General features: G+C 33.5%; 18 protein-coding genes and 2 pseudogenes. 2 read left to right on the forward strand and 18 right to left on the reverse strand.

The annotated features are described in order from the left end of the window. Window positions 1–61: 61 nt before the first annotated feature. Window positions 62–379, reverse strand: a complete 318-nt coding sequence (locus DCS32_RS11635; RefSeq protein WP_108878415.1) for a hypothetical protein — start codon at window positions 377–379, stop codon at window positions 62–64. An 81-nt stretch (window positions 380–460) separates the two neighbouring features. Between DCS32_RS11635 and DCS32_RS16215 the strand changes: the two are divergent. Further along, window positions 461–577 (forward strand): annotated as a pseudogene (locus DCS32_RS16215) (IS110 family transposase); the annotation flags it as partial. A gap of 67 nt (window positions 578–644) precedes the next feature. Here the strand turns inward: DCS32_RS16215 and DCS32_RS11645 are convergent. From DCS32_RS11645 to DCS32_RS11690, 10 genes are all read right to left on the reverse strand, one after another. Further along, window positions 645–1,562 (reverse strand): hypothetical protein, encoded by a 918-nt coding sequence (locus DCS32_RS11645; protein WP_108878416.1) that lies wholly within the window; start codon window positions 1,560–1,562, stop codon window positions 645–647. A 20-nt stretch (window positions 1,563–1,582) separates the two neighbouring features. Further along, on the reverse strand, window positions 1,583–2,110 hold the full coding sequence (locus tag DCS32_RS11650) for a hypothetical protein (protein ID WP_108878417.1): 528 nt from the start codon (window positions 2,108–2,110) through the stop codon (window positions 1,583–1,585). Between the two features lie 304 nt (window positions 2,111–2,414). Beyond that, the gene (locus DCS32_RS11655; protein WP_162533646.1) at window positions 2,415–2,711 is read right to left on the reverse strand and encodes a hypothetical protein; all 297 of its coding nucleotides are present in this window, start codon (window positions 2,709–2,711) and stop codon (window positions 2,415–2,417) included. A gap of 96 nt (window positions 2,712–2,807) precedes the next feature. Continuing rightward, complete coding sequence (locus DCS32_RS11660) at window positions 2,808–3,476, reverse strand: hypothetical protein (RefSeq protein WP_108878419.1); 669 nt, start codon at window positions 3,474–3,476, stop codon at window positions 2,808–2,810. 160 nt (window positions 3,477–3,636) lie between these two features. Next, entirely contained in the window at window positions 3,637–4,269 is a 633-nt protein-coding gene (locus tag DCS32_RS11665; protein WP_108878420.1) for a hypothetical protein, read from the reverse strand. A gap of 342 nt (window positions 4,270–4,611) precedes the next feature. Continuing rightward, the gene (locus DCS32_RS11670; RefSeq protein WP_108878421.1) at window positions 4,612–4,914 is read right to left on the reverse strand and encodes a type II toxin-antitoxin system RelE/ParE family toxin; all 303 of its coding nucleotides are present in this window, start codon (window positions 4,912–4,914) and stop codon (window positions 4,612–4,614) included. Continuing rightward, window positions 4,911–5,153 carry a type II toxin-antitoxin system ParD family antitoxin gene (locus DCS32_RS11675; protein ID WP_108878422.1) on the reverse strand — a complete coding sequence of 81 codons (243 nt, stop codon included), beginning with the start codon at window positions 5,151–5,153 and terminating at the stop codon, window positions 4,911–4,913. The genes DCS32_RS11670 and DCS32_RS11675 overlap by 4 nt, the downstream gene beginning before the upstream one ends. A gap of 834 nt (window positions 5,154–5,987) precedes the next feature. Next, window positions 5,988–6,173, reverse strand: a complete 186-nt coding sequence (locus DCS32_RS11680; protein ID WP_108878423.1) for a hypothetical protein — start codon at window positions 6,171–6,173, stop codon at window positions 5,988–5,990. Window positions 6,174–6,209: 36 nt separating this feature from the next. Next, the gene (locus DCS32_RS11685) at window positions 6,210–7,283 is read right to left on the reverse strand and encodes an acyltransferase family protein (protein ID WP_108878424.1); all 1,074 of its coding nucleotides are present in this window, start codon (window positions 7,281–7,283) and stop codon (window positions 6,210–6,212) included. 393 nt (window positions 7,284–7,676) lie between these two features. Continuing rightward, the gene (locus DCS32_RS11690; RefSeq protein ID WP_108878425.1) at window positions 7,677–8,759 is read right to left on the reverse strand and encodes a DUF4932 domain-containing protein; all 1,083 of its coding nucleotides are present in this window, start codon (window positions 8,757–8,759) and stop codon (window positions 7,677–7,679) included. Window positions 8,760–8,986: 227 nt separating this feature from the next. On the opposite strand from DCS32_RS11690, the pseudogene DCS32_RS16220 reads away from it, so the two are divergent. After that, window positions 8,987–9,100: pseudogene (locus DCS32_RS16220) on the forward strand (IS110 family transposase); the annotation flags it as partial. 37 nt (window positions 9,101–9,137) lie between these two features. Here DCS32_RS16220 and DCS32_RS11700 read toward each other — a convergent pair. From DCS32_RS11700 to DCS32_RS11730, 7 genes are all read right to left on the reverse strand, one after another. Beyond that, window positions 9,138–9,716: a CPCC family cysteine-rich protein gene (locus DCS32_RS11700; protein WP_108878426.1), complete on the reverse strand. Its 579-nt coding sequence runs from the start codon at window positions 9,714–9,716 to the stop codon at window positions 9,138–9,140. 598 nt (window positions 9,717–10,314) lie between these two features. After that, the gene (locus tag DCS32_RS11705; protein ID WP_108878427.1) at window positions 10,315–12,597 is read right to left on the reverse strand and encodes an aminotransferase class III-fold pyridoxal phosphate-dependent enzyme; all 2,283 of its coding nucleotides are present in this window, start codon (window positions 12,595–12,597) and stop codon (window positions 10,315–10,317) included. Window position 12,598: 1 nt separating this feature from the next. Then, complete coding sequence (locus DCS32_RS11710; RefSeq protein ID WP_108878428.1) at window positions 12,599–13,009, reverse strand: VOC family protein; 411 nt, start codon at window positions 13,007–13,009, stop codon at window positions 12,599–12,601. A 986-nt stretch (window positions 13,010–13,995) separates the two neighbouring features. Then, window positions 13,996–15,444: a TolC family protein gene (locus tag DCS32_RS11715; RefSeq protein ID WP_108878429.1), complete on the reverse strand. Its 1,449-nt coding sequence runs from the start codon at window positions 15,442–15,444 to the stop codon at window positions 13,996–13,998. After that, window positions 15,437–18,685 carry an efflux RND transporter permease subunit gene (locus DCS32_RS11720; RefSeq protein ID WP_108878430.1) on the reverse strand — a complete coding sequence of 1,083 codons (3,249 nt, stop codon included), beginning with the start codon at window positions 18,683–18,685 and terminating at the stop codon, window positions 15,437–15,439. Before DCS32_RS11720 ends, DCS32_RS11715 begins: the two co-directional genes overlap by 8 nt. A gap of 24 nt (window positions 18,686–18,709) precedes the next feature. Beyond that, window positions 18,710–19,792, reverse strand: coding sequence for an efflux RND transporter periplasmic adaptor subunit (locus tag DCS32_RS11725; protein ID WP_108878431.1), 1,083 nt, complete (start codon window positions 19,790–19,792; stop codon window positions 18,710–18,712). A gap of 130 nt (window positions 19,793–19,922) precedes the next feature. Beyond that, window positions 19,923–20,303, reverse strand: a complete 381-nt coding sequence (locus DCS32_RS11730) for a hypothetical protein (protein ID WP_162533647.1) — start codon at window positions 20,301–20,303, stop codon at window positions 19,923–19,925. Between the last annotated feature and the right edge of the window lie 161 nt (window positions 20,304–20,464).

A 20,464-nucleotide genomic window follows, 5' to 3' on the forward strand; every position in this document is an offset into this window, starting at 1 on the left:
GTGTACGCTACTTCAAGTTAGTGAGGAGTAGTCTTGCGTATGGTACAGCAAAGTGCTGTTATTAACTTATTTTGGGCGGTTGCCATATAGAAGCAACAAAGGAATCTCTAAACGTTGGTTTGTAAACGACAACCGTTTTTGTAGTAATACTTGCGATTTGCTTAAGTTCAAAAGTTGATTTTAAAATCACAAAGCCTGCACAGCTACCACAGGTTAAAAAGGGAGAGCAAGTACTCTCGGTATTCAGGTCACCATAATCTGTATGGTCAAGATCTGTGTGCGTTGCTAGCAGTTCATCATCACAATTGTCTTCACAACACGATGGCATCGTGGATAGGAAGAGTACTATGAGTGATAATAAATAACAAGCTATTTTCATTGCGGTAAAGATATAAAACTCTCATAGTATACCTTATAAAAAGATGTATAAGTACGCTTTCGCGAAAGCTAACGAGATTTTGGAAAAAGCAAAAAACTAGCTCTCATCGCAGTGGCAAACAAGCTAATAAAACAAGCCTTTGCCATCATAAAATCAGGAAGACCCTACGATGAGAATTATAGATCAAAATTAGTATAAAAGCTTGTGCTGAGCGAAGTCGAAGTAGGCTTGTTTTTTAACACAGTTCCTTGTTGTGTGTAATTTTTTATTCCGTCATCCATTTCATCAAATCTTTTTCGTTTACAATTGCCCAAGAATGTGGATGTCTTTCTCCATTTGCTTTATAGCCTTTGTTCTCTGTTTTTATTAATTCGATATTTTTGTTTCCAAATTCAGTTTTCAATTTGTCTGATAGTTTTTCAATGTAAAAGGCATTTAAATCCTCAAAATCGTTTTTTCTGTTTTCTTTCCACCATTTCAAGTCAGGTTCTGTATAGAATCTGATTTTTAGATTTTGTAGACCTTTTAAATTATGGATATTTTGTGTTTCGTAAGTGGAAGGTGAGTTATTTTCATAATTGGCTATACCATTTTTTGGATTTCCAAACTCATTGTCAAAAAAGTCTTTAATCCACTTTGCTTCTTGAATAGATGGCTCGGAAAAGTTCAATTCCAAATTCTTTTTGGCAGTATTATAGAGTGCTAAAAGGTCAATTGGCGAGTCTACTATAAAAACGCCTTTCGGTTGAATTTGACTTTTATTCTTTACGAAATAATCACTAATTAATAGACTTATATTTCCACCACTTGAAAATCCACCAATGAAAATATTTTCTTCTGATAAGTTTTGCCCTTTAACTATTTTCGTCAATTGTTCTGCCAATTCTTGTTTTTCTTTTTGGCTTAAATATAAACGTTGATTTAAGTTCATTGCTAAAACTGAAAAGTCGTTTTTTACACTTATTTCAGAAATATCAAATTCAGATAATGTGTTTTCTGCATCACAAGGGAAACAAGGAAATAAAATCAATAATCCTTTTTGATTTTCGGCTTTGATTAATTCAAATTCGTTCGTCTTTATAATTTCAGATTTTGGTTTTTCAGTCCGATTGTTTTCTTCGGATTTTCCCTTGCAAGAAGTTCCAATTAAAAGCAGAATTATTATATAATTGACGATTTTCATAAATTGTGGGCAACAGGTCGCTATCTGTCACAATTTGCAAGCAAGAACAACAAATTACCATGTTCAAAGCTTTGAAGTAGGCTTTTACCAGCCCTCGCATTAGATTGAGCTTTACTTTTGCCAAGAATGGGCACTACTTGATTAGATATATTATACACTAAATGAGTATCCATTATAGCTTTAGAAAAGCCTTTATGCCAAACAATATTTTCAATCTTCACAGTTACTTGAATTATTGAATCAGATGGAAAAGTATGGCTATTTTTTAGAAGAAGTTTAGCGTTAGTTTTTTTTCCTAGTTCTTTTAACGACTCTGCAAAAATACTTCTGTAATTGAGTTTTTTTCCTTTTGATAGAGAAAAATAATCATTCTTAAATGTTCCTTGCGATTGTATTCTTGTAAAATTACTTGATTCATCCCAAACAAAATGGACAGTCTTATTACAATCTGATTTAGAAATTAGCGTATTCATTTTTCTATTGGAAGAACATCCAATAATTAGAAAGCATGTAAATAGGCTAAAGAAAATAAGAAGTTTTTTTTTCATTGGTTAATTCAAGAATTTCTAAAATTTTGTACAACAAGCAAGTGCATAAAACGAGTGGGGAATTACTGATTTAGTTTGCGGTCTTATTTGTTTGGACTAAATATACAATGAATTATAATGTTACTTGATTCACATATAGACTTCACATCTGTAAATGACAATCACATTTTCGCAAAAGCGTAAAAACTAACAATGATAATTTCCTCTATGCGAAAAGAAAACTGTTGAAATTTATGCGTGCGAAATCTATTTGAAACCTATACTAAAAGTATGATGGTTCCTTTGTTTTCTCTTTATGCTACAACTAACTTAATTCAGAATTTAAAATAATGCGATAGCCTATGATGTCTTCTGGTAAGTCATTACGATTATCATTTTCTATGTGCATCATAAAGTAATTACTTTTTGCGCTCACAGGTCCTTGTACTGTCCAAAATTGGCCTAATCTATTTGCTTTCTTTAGAATTTCATAGACCGCAGTTTTATAGTCATTGGCTTTATAAGAAAAGTTGACTGCAAAAGATGTTGTACCATCAGCTTCGGGAAACTGAGTAGTATAATCATCACTATTGAGATCTACCTCCTTAGAGGTGTCAAACAATTGGATAATTTTTTGAATTAGGACATCAGGTTTGTCGTTCTGATACCTTATGAAAATAATAAGCTGTTGCGGCATTTTAGACTTCTTTAGAACAGTCTACAATTGGTCAAATTGAAAATATAAAATAGTTGACCAATTATCGATACCTAGCAATGCTTTCTTTTCATAGTGTTTATTATCTATAGCTTTATTAATTGTTGCTATTTCTTCCTCAGATAAGACTGGTTTTGACTTTTTAAACCATGACTTTTTTGTCACTTGCGACTGTTGTGCAATAAGTTTTTTTATCTCATTATCTATAGAGGCAACGTCCTTTATAAAAGCTTCAATAGTTTTTTCTATTTGAGTTACTTCATTGAAAATTTCTAGATTTTGGATCTCAAATGGTTCATCTCCCATTTCATACAATTCTCCAGCTTCTAGAAAGAAATACTGTAAATCAAATGTATTCTCATTGAAAAAAAGTTTAGTTTTTTCTATTTCAGATTCAAGATATTCTTCTTCAAATAAATTTAAAGTGCGTAGTTTATCTAAGAATTTAAATAAGCTATCCTTTCCTTTTTTAGCATTTCCACTTATAGTTATGGGGTGTTCATAATCCCATAATATTGTCTTGCTATTAAGAGTATCATTACTCAATAATATTTTATAAGCTAGCGGTATTCCATAAGCATACTCAGATACACTCAACACAGCATCTTGAGGTGTTTTTAATCGCTCTAGACGATTAAAATCTATGTTGTATAAATAACTTCTATTTGCCATTATTAACTATTTTTTTTATTCCAAAATCTCTCCCAAATTTTAATATAGCTCTTTGATTTGATATTCTTAATGATAGAGGATTGTGATTCAATAATTTCCTACTTTGAGACAGGCTTATAATTTTGTGCTGGCCTAGTAGAAGTAGGGTGTGTTTTTTAAGTTAGTTCTTTGTTGTGCGTTGTTTTTTTATTCGGGTAGTAATTTTAAATCCTAAATAGTCTTTCAGTATAGGGAATTTATATCTGTAATATTCATTCCAATAACTTATCATTCTACTTTCCGTCTGTTGCCAATATTTTTGGTTTACATCTATAAATTCAGCGTAAAAGGACAATGTGTTTTTATTCACTTTTTTGTCAATAATTGGAAGTAATTCATAAATGTATTCTCCGATTAATTGAACAATGAAAGGAATTATCCATTTTTCAGAACTATCTGACAATAAATTCAGTCTTTTTTCTCTTAAATATCCATTGTGATGTCGAAGAAAAATACAATTTAAAATATCTTTTTGTTTTTCAGTCAGAGTATTTTCTAAACCTGGAGTCGGTTCGTTGAAATATAATCTATAAGGAATTGTCAGAGTTTCGTTTTCCAATTTAATATCTAGTTCACTTTCGTGTATTAAATTAATTGCTCTATTTCTTGTTCCATCGTGACGTTTGATTTCGTTGTTATCAAACGGTATAATTTCTAATACTTCTTTCACATCATTTTCCAATTTTTTTGGAAATGCTTTCAAAAGTCTTTTTTTATAATCAGAAGATTTATTATGCTTAAAAATCTTTAACATTCTTGGTTTGTTCAAATGACGTACAACACGCCATTGCATAAAGCGAGCACCACTCCTTATAGCTATCAGGATTACTAGTTTGCTTTAATTTCCGGTCTTATTTGTTTACTCTAAATATACAATGAATTGTGGAGTTGCGCGCCGCGCGTAGTGGTTTCAAAGTTGATTGCTAGAAGTATACTTTTGGAAGAGTATAAAGAGCGTAAGAAAAGATATTGCCATCATAAAATCATGAAGACTTTATTATGAACTATAAATTAAAATTAGCTTAAAAGCTCGTGCTGAGCATAGCCGAAGCAGACCTTGTTTTTTTAACTCAGAGCTTTGTTGTGTGCAGTTTTTTTATTTCAGTCGTTTTTTAATATCGATTCTCTGATGTAAAATTCTAACGATTTCTACAATTTCATTTTCAACTTTTCTGTAGAATATTAGATGCGATTTAATTTTGGTTACACGATAATTTTTTCGGGTTTGTTCAGCCGATTTTTCAATCAGATAATTATCCGCAATGAAATCTATTTCACCCATTATTAAATCGTAATACCTATCTGCTTGTTCTTTAGACCATTTGTTAAGAGTATAAATCCAAATTTTATCTAAATCCTCAATCGCTTGTTGGCTTATGCGATATTTGTTTCTACTCATAAATGCTTACGATGTAATTCTTTCAAATGTTGTTTTGGATCAAAATTTTCAACAAATCCGCTATTTTCTCCAACTTCGAGAGCTTTAATAAGCTCTCTTTCTTTTTTTTCTTCACGTTCTAACAGACGTAAAGCGGAACGAATTACTTCGCTAGCTGAACCATATCTACCAGAATTTACTTCTTCTCTGATAAAATCCTCAAAATGATTTCCAAGTGATATTGATGTGTTCTTTCCCATTTTGACTATAATTTTACTCAAAATTACCAAATCTTGGTAACGTAGCCAAATTGCACACAATAAGGCTCTGCATAAAGCGAGTACCACTCCCGATAGCTATCGGGAGTGCTGGTTTGCTTTAATTTATGGTCTTATTTGTTTGATCTAAATATACAATGAATCTTGGAGTTGTGCGCCGCGTATAGCGGTTTCAAAGTTGACTGCTAGAAGTATACTTTCTGGAAAGTACAAAGAGCGTAAGAAAAGATATTGCCATCATAAAATCAGGAAAATCCTACGATGAAAACTATAGATTAAAATTAGCTCAAAAGCATGTGGTGAGAGAAGTCGAAGTAGGTTTGTTTTTTAACTCAGTTCTTAAAAGTCAAATTTGTCTTTTTTGTCCTTATGAATTCTATGGGGATTAAATATGCCTATTCTATGGGTACGGCTTTGTCTTTTGCTCCGTGCGCAACATAAAACGGAATGTTGATTTGTAATAAATTTCCTATAGCGGGTTCAATAGATGAGCTCCATTTTCTGTATCTCTATGCTAGACCAAAGTAAAACTTAAAATATCTAATGTGTTGAAAATGCCATGTATCATAATCATAAACCACTAAGAGTATTACTTTTTTAAACCAATTCCATGTTACACTTCTGGTAGGTGAGTGGACTAGTGTTTTGGCTGTGTTCTTGGCTGGTTTTTAAGTACTCATGAATGAGAAGCTCCTTTTTAATAAGTCTCTTGCTAGTAGATGCGATTCGCGTTTAGGTAGCTAGTCATATATGTTTTAAAAAAGATACTAGCTTTAAGAATTACAAAGGCTGAATTATGAATTATTCTAAATGTCGTTATTCTTTAATTTTCCTGTTGTTGGTAACACTTTTAAATAATTTATAAGCGTACAAGACTGCAATTAAGATTAAGAGGCTACATATTAAATACTTCTCTTCTGCATAATAATTTAATGCACCAACGGCTCCAAAGGCAGCCCATAGGAGATTTGTTAAGGTGTCGCTTTTAAGTATATTTTTCATGGATTGTTTTATTTAGCTCTTTACATTTGGTAATTATTATCTTCCTCCGGTCATTAAATAATAACCTTGAGGGATATATTTTTTTGTGAGAGTCCCAACAATGACACTTACTAAAATGGTAATCACCGGAGCTGAGAAATAAATTAAAAACGAGCTTAATTGAGACTGGCCTAACACATAATAAAAACCTTTTTTAAAAATCGTTAAAACAGGCTCGTGGAATGCAAATAAGAAAAATGAATATTGAAAGAGTTGATAACATTTAGATTTCTCTATGTCCTTTTTCTCAAAAATGATATCATACAAAAGCCAGATTGATGCTATTCCCACTAAGATACTTGACTTGTGCAATATTCTAATCAACCATTCATTTTCAACGTTTACGTATATTAAGTAGGTTTTAATAAAAACCAATAAAACCCAAATCATACATACCATAGCATTTTTCTTTCTCAACTTTATCTTCTGAATATTTATTTTTTGTATGCCAAAGAATGCACCAAGAGCAAAAAATAACAAAGCCTCATTAGAAAAAATTAAATAATCAAATTGAAATAACCAGGTAATTAAGAATATACATATGATATAAACTTTAAAATATTTTACTAGCCAGTATAAGATTGGGGAAAAAATAATCAACACAATTAAATCTCTTATAAACCATAGCTGGTATGGAATAGGATTCAAAAAAATACTATTAAACCAGTCTTTAAGTGAATAATCAATAATTAAATTATTTGTAAAAAATGGTTTTGAAAACGGGATTAATTGTAAGAAAAGAAAGAATAATAAACCATAAATAGACCATAGTAGATAAGGTAAAACAAGAGTTTTATATCTTTTTCTGAATTTGGAGAAAAACTCAGATGTAGAACCATTCTTAATTGATAAGAAAAATAAGTAACCTGAGATTATAAAAAATAAGGGAACAGCAACTCTTGTTATGCCTTCACTTATTAAGTTTTGAATAAACGAATTATAACCTTTTTCTATTAATGCAGTCTCTGTGGTAAATTTTATTTTCAGATTATAAGAATGTAAGAACACTACCATTATCATTAATAGAAATGAGATTGCTTTTATTTTGTCACTTAAAAATTTGCTTATCATTAACTATTAGTAGATTATCTGTTTTTCAATTATTGGAAAGAAGCCATTACATAAAGCGAGTGCGGCTCCCAATAGCAGGCGGGATTACTAGTTCGCTTTAATTTATGGTCTTGTTTGTTTGGACTAAATATACAATGAATTTTAGATTAACTGTTGCTGGTTGTGCTTTCAAAGTTGGTTTTTATAATTACGCTTTCGCGAAAGCGTAACAAGATTTTGGTAAGAGTAAAACTAGCATCATCGCAGTGGCAAATAAGCTCTTGGAAAAGCCTTTGCCATCATAAAATCCTGAATACCCTATGACAAAAATTATAGATCAAGATTAGCTTAAAAACGTTCACTGAGCGAAGTCGAAGCAGGCTTGTTTTTAACTCAAAACTTTGGTAGTGGACGTTATTTTTCAGATGCAGCTAATTTTATCAAATTCATACATTCGATATAAATTTGTTCGAATGGAATTTCGCCTTTAGGCTTGTAATTACTTAATGTTATATAAATTTCTTTTCTTACGTCTTTGCATTTATTCAGATAAAAATTGTGACCATCATCTTTTCCAAATTCACGAAATGAAATTAATTCTTGTAATACATTAACAATAAGATGATCCACAGTATCTATTATCTCGGCTTCATTACAATCTTCGCAAATAGATTTATATTGGTCTAAATTTCCTATGTGTTTGTTTAATAATTCATCTGTAAATAGATGAGAAGATTCGTGATATATTCTAGTTCGTAAACTATTATCAAGCTCCAAAAACGTGTTTTGTAAAGTTGGTTCATTAGAATTGTCACACAGATTAGCAACAATTACTGCTCGTTTTTTAGGGTTATAATAATCGTAAAATGATACAGCTTTATTATTTGCATTATTGGTGAGCTCAACAATGACATGAAGCTCTAATCCATTTTCATTGGATTGATAAAATTCAGTTATCGTGTTAAAAAGGTTTTCTTCATCTATTTCTTGTTGAACATTTTGAGTAGCATCATCATAATACTTTTTGTTATCATTGAAAAAAGATTTAAAATCAGATTTATTATAAAAATCAATAAGAAGTGGTTTTATAGAGTCCATTTCTTCTATAGTAATACCATAGGCTGGAAACTCTTTTCTATACATTGAATCCATTTCAAAATTTTCTAAAGATTCATACATCAAACCAACAGTTGGAAAATCAATTCCCATTGTTTCATGGTTGTAGATGTATTTTATGAGACTATGATTTTTGAATGGTTTGAAATAAGTGTTTATTCTATTTAAATATTCTGTTTTGCAAGGTGTTATATCCGAAGGTAAATCATCTTGAACTGCAAGATTAAATATTGTTCTAAAAAACTCCGTTCGTTCGTCAGTTTTGAAAATCACTTTGTTTTCTAAATTATTTTCAGAAATTATAGTTTCGTTGACAGTCTTATTTTTACAAGCGAAGACAATAGTTAAAAGCAGTAAAATTAATAATGATGTTTTTTTCATTGGTTTGTTTTAATACAAAAGACCGTACTTTTTAAAAATGTTACAGTTTTACTCTTGTATACGCTTACAAGCCACTGCATATAGCGAGTGCGCCTCCCGATAGCTATCGGGATTGCTAGTTTGCTAAATCTAAATCTATAATGAATTTTAAGTTGTGCGCCGCGCGTAGCGCTTGCAAAGTTGATTGCAAGAAGTACGCTTTCGCGAAAGTATAATGAGTACTAGAGAAGAGCAAAAAACTAGCTCTCATCGCAGTAGCAAATAAGCTCTTAAAACAAGTCTTTGCCATCATAAAATCAGGAAGACCCTACGATGAAAATTATAGATCAAAATTAGCTTAAAAGCTTGTGTTGGGCGTAGCCGAAGTAGGCTTGTTTTTTAATTCAGTTCTTTGCTATGTTCTTTTTTATATTTTAATTTTCCTTTTGGGTCAATAAATTTCAGGGCGGATTCACTCATTGCTCCAATCTCATTAAAATTCTGTTGAGCTTCCTTTAAAGTCATATGATTTGGTCCGCTACCTCCATTTTCCCAGAAACAGACAGGACAAATATCCCAAGCTCCATCTTCTCCAAAATCTATTGAATAGAATTCGCAGCAAGGACATTTTCCAGTTAGTTCTTTAGCCCCTATAACTTTATATTCAATTTTGAATTCAAATAATCTCATTTCAAGATATTGATTAGTGACATGTAAAAGAGAATCAATTAAATAGAGTCGATATATAGGTCTAAATTCTAAGGTGAATTCTATATCAAACCATTCTTCTGTTTCAATCCCAATAAGGTTTTGTTCAGATAATCTAGAGATTTTACCACTTGAGATGAGACTACTAATTTCCTCTGTGTAATCGTAGTAAGGAAAGTCAATCTTCAATTCTTCAAGGTCGCAGTTGGATTCATTTAGAATTGTTTCTGCAATTAGTTCTTTCGCCTTATCTCTATAGATTTCTTCCATTTCTGTAATTAAACATAACCAGGCCACTGCATAAAGTGAGTGCGGCTCCCGATAGCTATCGGGATTGCTGATTTGCTTTAATTTGCGGTATTGTTTGTTTGATCTAAATATACAATGAATTTTGGAGTTGTGCGCCGCGCGTAGAGCTTTCAAATCCCGATGTACTTCGGGACGCTTTATGCTGTAGTTCTTGCATCCGACGAGTAAGGAACGAACGAGAGGAATGCACAGTTGCAACCACGTTTCGAGCTTTCTGTAATTAAGATGTATGCCCTAGGCATTTTTGAGTCCTGCCTCCGAAGAGCATAGCGAGAGGAAGGCATCAAAGAACCGATTAGTCACGCAATCACCATTTATCGATAGAAAGACACCAAGAGCTTTAAAATCCTAGCAGATTTGCTCTAACTTGATCTATACCCAACTCTTCGATATTTCAACGACTTTTGAGGTGTTCTGATTTTGAAGTGGAGCCATACGATGGCGCGAATTTCCAAGTATGCTACTGCCTTTGATGTGGCTTATCTTGAGATTAAAAACATGTCCTTTGGCAATCAGCCGTCCACGTTCAGTGTATGGTGTCGTAGCATCCCGCAGGGTGCTATGCACTATACACATTGTTGTAATGCGTTTTTAATACCTCATCAATAGCCTCTACGACAGTATCCGCATTCTCTTTGCTAAAACACAAGGCTGGTTTAGTTTTTATAATGTTGTCAAAAGGACCATCAGTACTTATTAATATATGTTTCCTTCGTAATTCATTCTTAATGTGATTCGCTAGTTCTGTATTTGGGTTTTTGGAATTATCTCTTACTATTTCGCAACCAATAAATAATCCGCTACCTCTTATATCTCCAATGCAACCATATTTATGCATTAATTCTTTTAGCAGTAATGTGTAATGTTCGCCTACTACTTTAGCATTGACTTGTAGTCCTTCTTCTTCTATAGCATCTAATACCGCAGTAGCTATGGCACAAGAAACTGGGTTGCCTCCAAACGAACTAAAGAACTCTACACCTTTTTCAAAAGTAGCAGCAATCTCCTCCGTACAAACCACAGCTCCCATTGGGTGACCATTTGCTATTGGCTTACCAAGTATTACCATATCAGGTATTACATCAGAAGCTTCAAATCCCCAAAAGTGTTGTCCCAGTCGCCCGAATCCTGTTTGAACTTCATCACTAATACAAACTCCCCCTTGTGCTCTTATGGCTGGGTAGATTTCATTTAAATAACCTTTTGGCAATGGCACTTGACCTGCACAGCCTACAATAGGCTCACTAATGAAGGCAGAAATTGGTACAGTACTATCTTTAATTTGTGCTACCGCATCTAATCCGTATAGCTTTCCAGCATTGGGATTATCCTTTTGATAAACTCCTTTGTAAGTATCTGGTATAACAGTTTTTATAATGTGTTTTTTTTGACCATTCCCTTTAGGATTGTTGAATTTATAATCACTTATTTCTAAGGACGTTTGTGTGTTACCGTGATAGCCAAGTTCCATTACCATCATATGTTTTGACCCTGTATGGTTATTCGCCATTCTAATAGCCAAATCACTAGCAGCACTTCCAGAATTGACAAAAAACACCTTGTTCAACTTAGGGGGAAAATGACCCAATAATTTTTCAGCATATATAGCTAGTTCATCAAATAAATACCTTGTATTGGTATTCAGTTGAGCCATTTGCTTTTTACCTGCCTGTACCACCTTTGGGTGCGAATGTCCTACGTGAGGTATGTTGTTATAAGCATCTAAAAAAGTATTCCCATCTGCGTCATACATATATTGAAATGCTGAACGAACCATATGAATAGGCTCTTTATAGCTTAATGACAATATTGGGCTGATGTGCTGAAACCTTCTTTTTAGAACTTCCTTTATATGCATCTGTTCTAGCTTTGTAAGACCTGCTGCTTTTCTGAATTCATTTTCAGCTTTGATTGGATTTATTGCAAGCCAACGATATAGCATTTTCCAAGCCGATTTCTCACTTATAGATGCATAGGTGTTATTAGGGTCTGCTTTACGTGCGTGTGCCGAATTGCATACGCTGGTACAAAGTCTTGCAGCTATGAGGTAATACAGAATTTTTAGTTCTTTCTCTTCTATTGGCAGTACTTGATGATACGCTTTAATAAGTACAACAGCCCATTCTAGGGGATTCTCTTTGTCATAGCATCCGTAAGTGATAGCTATGGCTAATTCGTTAATTAAAAAGGTATGAGCAACATCTCCGAAATCAATGATTCCTGAAATCTCACCATTTTTAACAAGTAAGTTCCATTCGTTAGCATCATTATGAATGACCTGTTTTCTTAGTTCTGGAATGATAGGTCTTACAATTTCCTCAAATTGATTAAAAAAATAGGCAACTACATTTCTATCCTTTGGGTTGGGAATGTCATTGATATATTTTTTATTTAGATCAAAGTATTGAATATCCCATTCCCATCTTCTGGCTTGAATGGTGTAGTTTTTTAAGTCTTTTAATTTGATATCTATCTTTGCCAAGAAAGTTCCCAAGGATTCAAATAAGGATGGTGTATGTTTTGCTTTTCCAAGAAATTCTCCTTTCAAAAAAGAAAGCATACGGGAAATTACTTTATCATTATCTGAGTCTACTATTTTCACATAGGAATTGTCTTTAAAGGGAACAGGCTTTGGAATATACGAGTCAAATTCTTCTTGTAAGTAAAGAAGAACTTCATTCTCTGCTTCAACGGTATCTTTTAACGATTCTGAATAAGTATAAGTCTTATAGATAAAATCATTTTCTTCAGTAGCGATATGATAGTTCTTGTTATCATAACCATCAAGTATCTTTTTGTTCAGAATTTTGATGCCAAATTCTTTTTCTAAAAATGTGTTCATATTACTTAAATATCTCGTCAGGGTTAGAAAATGACTTAAATTCCAAAGGATTACCACTAAAATCAAAAACAAACATTGTCAATTGTTCGCCTACTTTTCCTTGGTATCTTTTTTGCGGCTTAACAACAAAATCAATTTTTTCTGATTCTAGTTTCTTTTGTATTCTTTCAAACACATCCATATCCAGTAAGCACCCAAAATGAGGAATTGGAACACTAATCCCATCTACCTTACCACAGTAGTCTAATTCGGGAAAATCATCACTAATGTGCGCTGAAAGCTGATTATCAAAAAAATCAAAATCAAGCCAAGTTTCTGTAAACCTGCCTTCTTTACAGCCCAAAATATCTACATAGAATTTTCTTGTTGATTCTATATCTTTTACTTTAAATGCATAGTGGAATGCTGCCATAATGTGTTTTCTTTTTTTTTGTTCTCAAATGCATTACAACAGGCCACTGCATAAAGCGAGTGCGGCATACTTCGACAGGCTCAGTACAAGCTTTGCTGGTTTGCTTTAATTTGCGGTCTGGTTTGTTTGATCTAAATATACAATGAATTTTGGAGTTGTGCGCCGCGCGTAGAGCTTTCAAACTTGCCTCCGACGAGCGCAGCGAGAGGAAGGCATTAAAGAACCGGTTAGTTACCCAATCACCGTTTATCAATAAAAAGACATAAAGAGCTTTAAAATCCTTGCGAATTTGCTCTAACTTGATCTATACCCAACTCTTCGATATTTCAACGACTTTTAGGTGTTCTGATTTTGAAGTGGAGCCATACGATGGCGGGAATTTCCAAGTATGCTACTGCCTTGGATTTGGCTTATCTTGAGATGAAAAACATGTCCTTTGGCAATCAGCCGTCCACGGTCTAGTATATGAAACGTAGCGTATAAATAGACACTAACTTTTCGGATTATACACGAGCCGAATTTTTATTTTTTATGTTTAACTTTTTCTTTTTTAAATATACAAAAATAAAAATTTGGCGGACTTAGTAAATAAGCAAAAACCTCTCGGAAAGCCTGTAATAGCTATGTTTTATATACATTGTTGTGCATAGTGCTTTTCACGTTCAGCTTGGTTTTCCGATGTTTGTTATTTAGTTCGGATTGAGCGTTGGCAAGACATACTCTTTTGCAATTTTTGGTGTATCGTTGGCTGGTGCGAATTGCAAATGTGTATGGCTTTAACGGTTGGCATTTCCACCAATTCCTTTATTTAATATTTCTTTAACCAGTCCGAAAATCATATTTTTCACATCTTCTTTAAATTCTTTCTAGTAATTTTTTACTCATAGTATAAATGTAATACCAAATTCTAAAGATATATTCAATCAACAGACTTTCAATAAAAAAGGCGCAACTTATAAAAAATGCGCCTTTTTTATTGAAAGTCTCTAATTCCAGCCACCACCAAGCGCTTGGTACAATTTTACATTAGCAAGTAACTGGTCGCGTTTGGTTTCTATAATTTCAATTTTAGAATCCAAAGCTTCTCGTTGTGTTAGTAATACTTCGGTGTATTCGGCTCTTGCAGATTTAAAAAGTAATATGGACAAGTCAATAGATTCTGCTAATGCCTTGACTTGTTCTTCTTTAAGTTGGAAGCTTTTATTCAATTTATCTGTATTTGATAATTGGTTTGCGACTTCCATATACGCATTCAAAATAGCACGCTCGTACTCAAAAACAGCCTGTAATTGCTGATTATTTGAGGTATTATATGCTGCTTTAATCGCATTTCTGTTAATTAATGGCGACACCACATCGCCCACCAATGAATACACTAAAGATTCTGGTGTGCTGGTTAAAAATTTAGGATTAAAAGCCTCTAAACCTATACCTGCTCTAATACCAAAAGACGGATAAAAATTAGCTCTTGCAATTTTAACGTTTAGCTTTGAAGCTTCGAGTTCTAATTCGGCTTGTCTAATATCTGTACGGTTTGCTAAAAGCTGTGAAGGCACACCAACTGCAAAAGAATCTAATGGTATTTGCATAAAACCACCAGAATTACGTACAATAGATTGCGGATACCTTCCAACGAGAAAATTAATAAGGTTCTCAGTTTCTACAATTTTTTGTTCTATCAAAAACTTATTGCTTTGATTTTTATACACATCTGCATCAAAACGTCTCACGGCTAATTGTGTTGCGCGTGCTGCTTCCTTTTGCAACTTGACCATTTTAAGCGCATTTTGTTGCAACTCTAAATTTTGCTCAATAATATCTAATTGATTATCGAGAGCCATTAATTCATAATACGCACTTGCAATTTCTGAAACCAGTTGCGTGACCATAAAATTCTTACCTTCCACAGAAGCTAAATATTCTAAAACAGCAGCTTTTTTTCCGTTGCGTAGTTTTTTCCAAACGTCCAATTCCCAAGAAGCAGACAGTCCTGCTTGAAAATTTGCTAAGGGTTCTGGAAATTCTTCGTCCTCACGAATATTGAGATTATGTTCAACAGCTCCATTTCTTGTAAATTCACCTACTTTTTCAACTTCTGCACCTGCAACAATATTTACGGAAGGTAAATATTCGCCTGTTTTTGCTTGAATTTCATTCTGCGCCATATTGAGACGCTGCAATAAAATATTAAGCTCTTGGTTGTTTGCCAAAGCCGAATCTATCAATGTAACTAAATTAGAGTCTGAAAAGAACTGCTTCCATTTTACAGTTGCAATGGTTGTTGAGTCTGTGGTTTGATTTTCAAACTGCTCTGGTACTGCTTTATCTTCTACTCGTACCATTTTTGTAGGCACACAAGCATATAACGACAGAAATGCAAAAACGCCAACGACAACGAATTTTTTCATCTTTATGATGTTTATTATCTTATTCATTTTTATTCTTTTTTGTCAGTTTATTAATCAGTTTATTCAATTTGCTAATACTTTCAGTATTGGCTTTGGATTGTTTTACTGCCTCACTATTTCTAATAAAATCTTCGGAAAGTGGCTCAAAAGATTCATCTTGAATCAGACTTTTGCCTTCTGCCATTTTAGCAAAAATGTAATATAAACCAGGAATAATTAGTACTCCGAAAAGCGTTCCAATAAGCATACCTCCTAAAGATGAACCGCCAATAGTTCTGTTTCCAATAGCACCTGCTCCAGAAGCAACTACTAACGGAATTAATCCTGCGATAAAGGCAAACGATGTCATTAAAATAGGTCTAAAACGTGCCTTTGAACCTTCAATTGCGGCTTGTAAAATCGTAGCGCCTTCACGCTGTTTCTGAACTGCAAACTCCACAATTAAAACTGCATTTTTCCCTAAAAGGCCAATAAGCATTATTAATCCTATTTGTGCATACACATCATTAGATAATCCCATAATTTTTAAAACGAAAAAAGATCCAAAAACTCCAACCGGAAGCGATAAAATCACTACGAAAGGCAATAAGAAACTTTCGTATTGTGCAGCAAGCACTAAATAAACAAAAATTAGAACAACTATAAAGACATACAAAGACTCGTTACCTCTGCTGGCTTCGTCAAAAGACAAGCCTTCCCAAGCAACATCATAGCCATTTGGCAATTCTTTTGCTGCCACTTCCTTAATGGCATTTATGGCGTCACTACTGGTAAATCCTTTTGCTGGCAAACCTCTAATGGAAGCTGAATTGTAAAGGTTATAACGTGTAATTTCGTTAGGTCCTAATTTCTTTTCAACCGTCATAAAAGCAGAATAAGGAACCATTTCGCCACTTTCATTCTTCACGAATAATTTTTCTAAATCTGAAGGTAAACGTCTATATTCTGGTGCTGCTTGGGTATAAACCTTAAAGAAACGACCAAAACGTATAAACCCTTGTTCGTAAGTACTACCGATTAAGATATTCAGGTTTTCCATAGCTTTATTAATGGAAACTCCTTTTTGCATTGCAATTTTATTATTGATTTTCAATTCATATTGAGGATAATTTGCAGAAAAGAACGTAAATAATCCTGTTAATTCTTCTCGTTTAGACAAGGATTCCATAAACTTATTGTTGATACTCTCAAACTGATGATAATCGGTTGAGTTCGTTTTATCCAACAAACGCATTGCAAAACCTCCCGAAGAACCGAATCCTGGAACTGCTGGTGGTTCGAAATACTCGATGACTGCACCCAAATCTTTAGTTTCTTCTTCCAGTTCCTCCATAATTTCGTGAACGGAATGGTGTCGGTCTCCCCAAGGTTTTAGATTGATTAAACAGGTACCTGCGTTAGAGCCTCGACCTTCGGTCATAATTTCATAACCTGCTAATGAAGTTACAGATGCGACACCTTCGGTTTCTTCGCATATTTTTTGAAGTCTTTTTGCTACTTCATTAGTACGTTCTAACGTTGACCCTGGTGGTGTTTGTATAATGGCGTAAATCATTCCTTGGTCTTCATTAGGAATAAAACCAGCAGGAAGCGCTTCGTTGGTTACATAAATTCCGAAGCAAAAAGCAGCTAAAATCCCAAAGGTAACAATACGTCTTGCCACAATTTTGTTCAGGATTTGGACATACTTTCCTGTTAAACGTTCAAATCCCTTATTAAACCAATTAATGAATTTATCTATTAGTGACTTTTTCTTTTTTCCGTGGTTATTCTTTAATAACATCGCACATAAAACTGGTGTTAATGTCAATGCGACAATTGCAGAAATAACAATAGAACCAGCCATTGTTATTGAAAATTGGCGATAAAAAACACCCACGGGACCCGTCATAAATGAAATGGGTATAAACACGGAAACCATTACAAAAGTGATTGCTATAATGGCTCCACCTATTTCTCCTAATACTTCTGATGTCGCTTTATATGGCGTGAGATTTTTCTCTTCCATCTTTAAATGGACGGCCTCTACCACAACAATGGCATCATCTACCACAATACCAATGGCGAGAACTAATGCAAATAGGGTAATTAAGTTAATGGATAAGCCGAACATTTGCATTACAAAAAACGCCCCAATTAAGGATACAGGTACAGCAATAATTGGGATTAAAGTAGAACGCCAATCGCCTAAAAATAGGAATACCACAATAGCTACCAAAATGAAAGCCTCTAATAGCGTATGCAATACCTGCTCAATAGACGCATCTAGAAATTTAGATACATCATAACTTATTTGAAAATTTACATCTGGTGGTAAATCGACTTCAAGCTCTGCTAATTTTGCTTTTACGGTTTCAATAACATCGCTACCATTACTGCCAAGTGTTTGTTTAAGAACAATAGATGCTGATGGATTTCCGTCTAGATTAGAATAAATATCAAAAAACTCACTTCCTAATTTTACATCTGCAATATCTCTGAGTTGTATCATTTCGCCTTTCTCATTGGCACGAATGATAATCTCCTTGTATTGGTCTGGCTCGTTATATCGGTCTTGATAGGTCAAAACATACTCTAAAGATTGCGAGGTCATCCCGGAACTTTGTCCTAAACGTCCTGGTCTGGCAAGAATACTTTGCTCTTCCATAGCTTCAAGCACTTCTTCCGCAGAAATATTATACGCTCGCATTCGGTCTGGTTTTAACCATACACGCATCGCATATTTTCTACTTCCTAAAATTTGAGCACTCGCAATTCCATTGATACGTTGTATTTCCGGAATAACTTTGGTATAAGCATAATTGTATAGAAATTTCTCGTCGTTATTTTTATCTGTACTCGATAAGTTCACGTACATCAACATACTCGGCTGTACAGGGGTAATAATAACACCTTCTCGTTGTACCAATTCTGGCAACAAAGGCATTACTTGGTCCACACGTGTTTTTACCCTAACAACTGCTTCATTTGGGTCTGTCCCAGGTTCAAAAATAATACGAATGGTTGCTTCTCCAGCACTTGTAGCGTCAGATGCGATGTAACGCATATCTTGAACACCATTAATAGCAGTTTCTAAAGGAATTAATGTGGAATTAACCAATACTTCTGCACTCGAACCTGGATAGGCAATAAAAATATTTACCGTAGTTGGTGCAATTTGCGGGAACTGTGAGATAGGTAATTGCTTAATGGCAAGACCTCCTATAAACACAATCATAACCGAAATGACAATTGCCAAGACAGGTCTTTTTATAAATTGTTTAAACATCTTTTTTGTGGTTTAGATTTAGGATTATTCTGCGTACAGGTCTAACGATTCCAAAACCTTTTTAGGTTCTTCAAACTTAGTATGGATTTCTTCATTATTCTTAACCATCCTAATACCTTCTAAAAGAATGGTATCAGTTTCTGAAAGTCCTTTACTAATCACATAGATATTTGGTAATTCTGCGCCAATGGTAATCTCACGCTGTCTTACTCTATTTTCGTTATCTACAACAAAAACATAGGTTTTATCTAAAATTTCGAAGGTTGCTTTCTGCGGAATTAAAATCACATCCTTAAAAGGTACTGTCATTAAAACACTACCTGTTTGTCCGTGTCTTAGCACTCCGTCAGGATTTGGAAAGGTTGCACGAAAGGCTATATTTCCAGTTTCATTGTTAAATTCGCCTTCTATAGTCTCAACAATACCTTTTTGATTAAACTCACGGTTATTTGCCAATAACAAACGAACTTCTTCTTTATCATCTTTATGACCGTTCATCATATAATCTAAATACTGCGCTTCAGGAACATTAAAATATACCCACATTTTACTGTTGTCTGAAAGTGTGGTTAATAATTCGCCTTCATCCAAAAGACTACCTTCCCTCACTTCAAGATGGTCCATAATGCCATCAAAGGGTGCTTTGATTTGTGCAAAACCTAAATGGGTTTGTGCTAAGGATACTTCAGCTTTCGATTTATCATAGTTGGCACTTGCCATTGCTAATTCATTTTGAGAAACCACATTACCATCTGCCAATAATTTGGTGTTCTGCAATTCAATTTCTGCGACATTAGATTCTGCTTGTGCTTTCTGTAGTTCAGCTTGATAAATATTAGGCATAATTTGGAACATCGCTTGCCCTTTTTTAACAAGTTGTCCTTCATCTACTGAAATACTCTTTAAATAGCCTTTTTCTAAAGCTCTTACTTCAATGTGCCTAATGGCATGAATTTGACTCACATAATCTTTAGTAATTGTGGTGTCTTTTTTAATAGGATTGGTTACAAGAAAGGCGGTATGTTCCTTTTTTTCTTCTTTTTTTGTATGACAACTTGTTTGAATTATAAGCAAAAACAAGCCTATAATCATGACTGATTTTTTCATAAGTATGAAATATTGGATATGTAAAATGTGTTAAGTAAGTCTTTGTTTAAGACGTACTGAAAAAAGTGAAAATTAATTTAGAATAGAAAGTGTAAACTCGATTTTAGACTTGTTTACACAGAAAGAAGTATCAGATAATAAATACCTGAAATTTGACATGAAGTCGTGTGGAAGTGGTATTAAAATTCGAAATGTATCGTATAACATCGTTTTGTAGTTCTTTAGACAGCGCATCTAATGGCTGAGAACTAAACATAGCGACAATGTATCCATAAAATGAAGTTAATTGATGTGAAGAGGATTCGTCATTAGTCTCGACCTCTTCATTTTTTACCAACTCTATAAAGAGAAGGTTATCCTTTTTTTCTTCTGAAGTTTTATGAAAAACGATATCTGAAAAAGTATTAACATCATTTTCATCATTTTGAGTCTGCTCATAAAAATTATCGTCGCCAGAAACTGGTAACGTATTGCCATAAAGACTACTTGCTCCTGTTAGGAACAAAAACAATAATAAGAGTATGTAATTTTTAATGTTCAAAAAAAATTCATTAACGTGCAATATTATAATAATTCCTTGATTTTATCAAAATAATGTTTCTTATTTATTTTGCGAATTATAAAGTTTATGATAAACTTAACTTTGGTTAGTTTAAGTTCCAATTCATTAAA

This window comes from Dokdonia sp. Dokd-P16 (assembly GCF_003095655.1).
Taxonomy (GTDB): domain Bacteria; phylum Bacteroidota; class Bacteroidia; order Flavobacteriales; family Flavobacteriaceae; genus Dokdonia.

Excerpts from the sequence above, each read along its gene's own strand:
- DCS32_RS11635 (WP_108878415.1), bottom strand. The coding sequence starts at position 379 with ATGAAAATAGCTTGTTATTTATTATCACTCATAGTACTCTTCCTATCC.
- DCS32_RS11645 (WP_108878416.1), bottom strand. The coding sequence starts at position 1,562 with ATGAAAATCGTCAATTATATAATAATTCTGCTTTTAATTGGAACTTCT.
- DCS32_RS11650 (WP_108878417.1), bottom strand. The coding sequence starts at position 2,110 with ATGAAAAAAAAACTTCTTATTTTCTTTAGCCTATTTACATGCTTTCTA.
- DCS32_RS11660 (WP_108878419.1), bottom strand. The coding sequence starts at position 3,476 with ATGGCAAATAGAAGTTATTTATACAACATAGATTTTAATCGTCTAGAG.
- DCS32_RS11665 (WP_108878420.1), bottom strand. The coding sequence starts at position 4,269 with ATGTTAAAGATTTTTAAGCATAATAAATCTTCTGATTATAAAAAAAGA.
- DCS32_RS11670 (WP_108878421.1), bottom strand. The coding sequence starts at position 4,914 with ATGAGTAGAAACAAATATCGCATAAGCCAACAAGCGATTGAGGATTTA.
- DCS32_RS11675 (WP_108878422.1), bottom strand. The coding sequence starts at position 5,153 with ATGGGAAAGAACACATCAATATCACTTGGAAATCATTTTGAGGATTTT.
- DCS32_RS11680 (WP_108878423.1), bottom strand. The coding sequence starts at position 6,173 with ATGAAAAATATACTTAAAAGCGACACCTTAACAAATCTCCTATGGGCT.
- DCS32_RS11685 (WP_108878424.1), bottom strand. The coding sequence starts at position 7,283 with ATGATAAGCAAATTTTTAAGTGACAAAATAAAAGCAATCTCATTTCTA.
- DCS32_RS11690 (WP_108878425.1), bottom strand. The coding sequence starts at position 8,759 with ATGAAAAAAACATCATTATTAATTTTACTGCTTTTAACTATTGTCTTC.
- DCS32_RS11700 (WP_108878426.1), bottom strand. The coding sequence starts at position 9,716 with ATGGAAGAAATCTATAGAGATAAGGCGAAAGAACTAATTGCAGAAACA.
- DCS32_RS11705 (WP_108878427.1), bottom strand. The coding sequence starts at position 12,597 with ATGAACACATTTTTAGAAAAAGAATTTGGCATCAAAATTCTGAACAAA.
- DCS32_RS11710 (WP_108878428.1), bottom strand. The coding sequence starts at position 13,009 with ATGGCAGCATTCCACTATGCATTTAAAGTAAAAGATATAGAATCAACA.
- DCS32_RS11715 (WP_108878429.1), bottom strand. The coding sequence starts at position 15,444 with ATGAATAAGATAATAAACATCATAAAGATGAAAAAATTCGTTGTCGTT.
- DCS32_RS11720 (WP_108878430.1), bottom strand. The coding sequence starts at position 18,685 with ATGTTTAAACAATTTATAAAAAGACCTGTCTTGGCAATTGTCATTTCG.
- DCS32_RS11725 (WP_108878431.1), bottom strand. The coding sequence starts at position 19,792 with ATGAAAAAATCAGTCATGATTATAGGCTTGTTTTTGCTTATAATTCAA.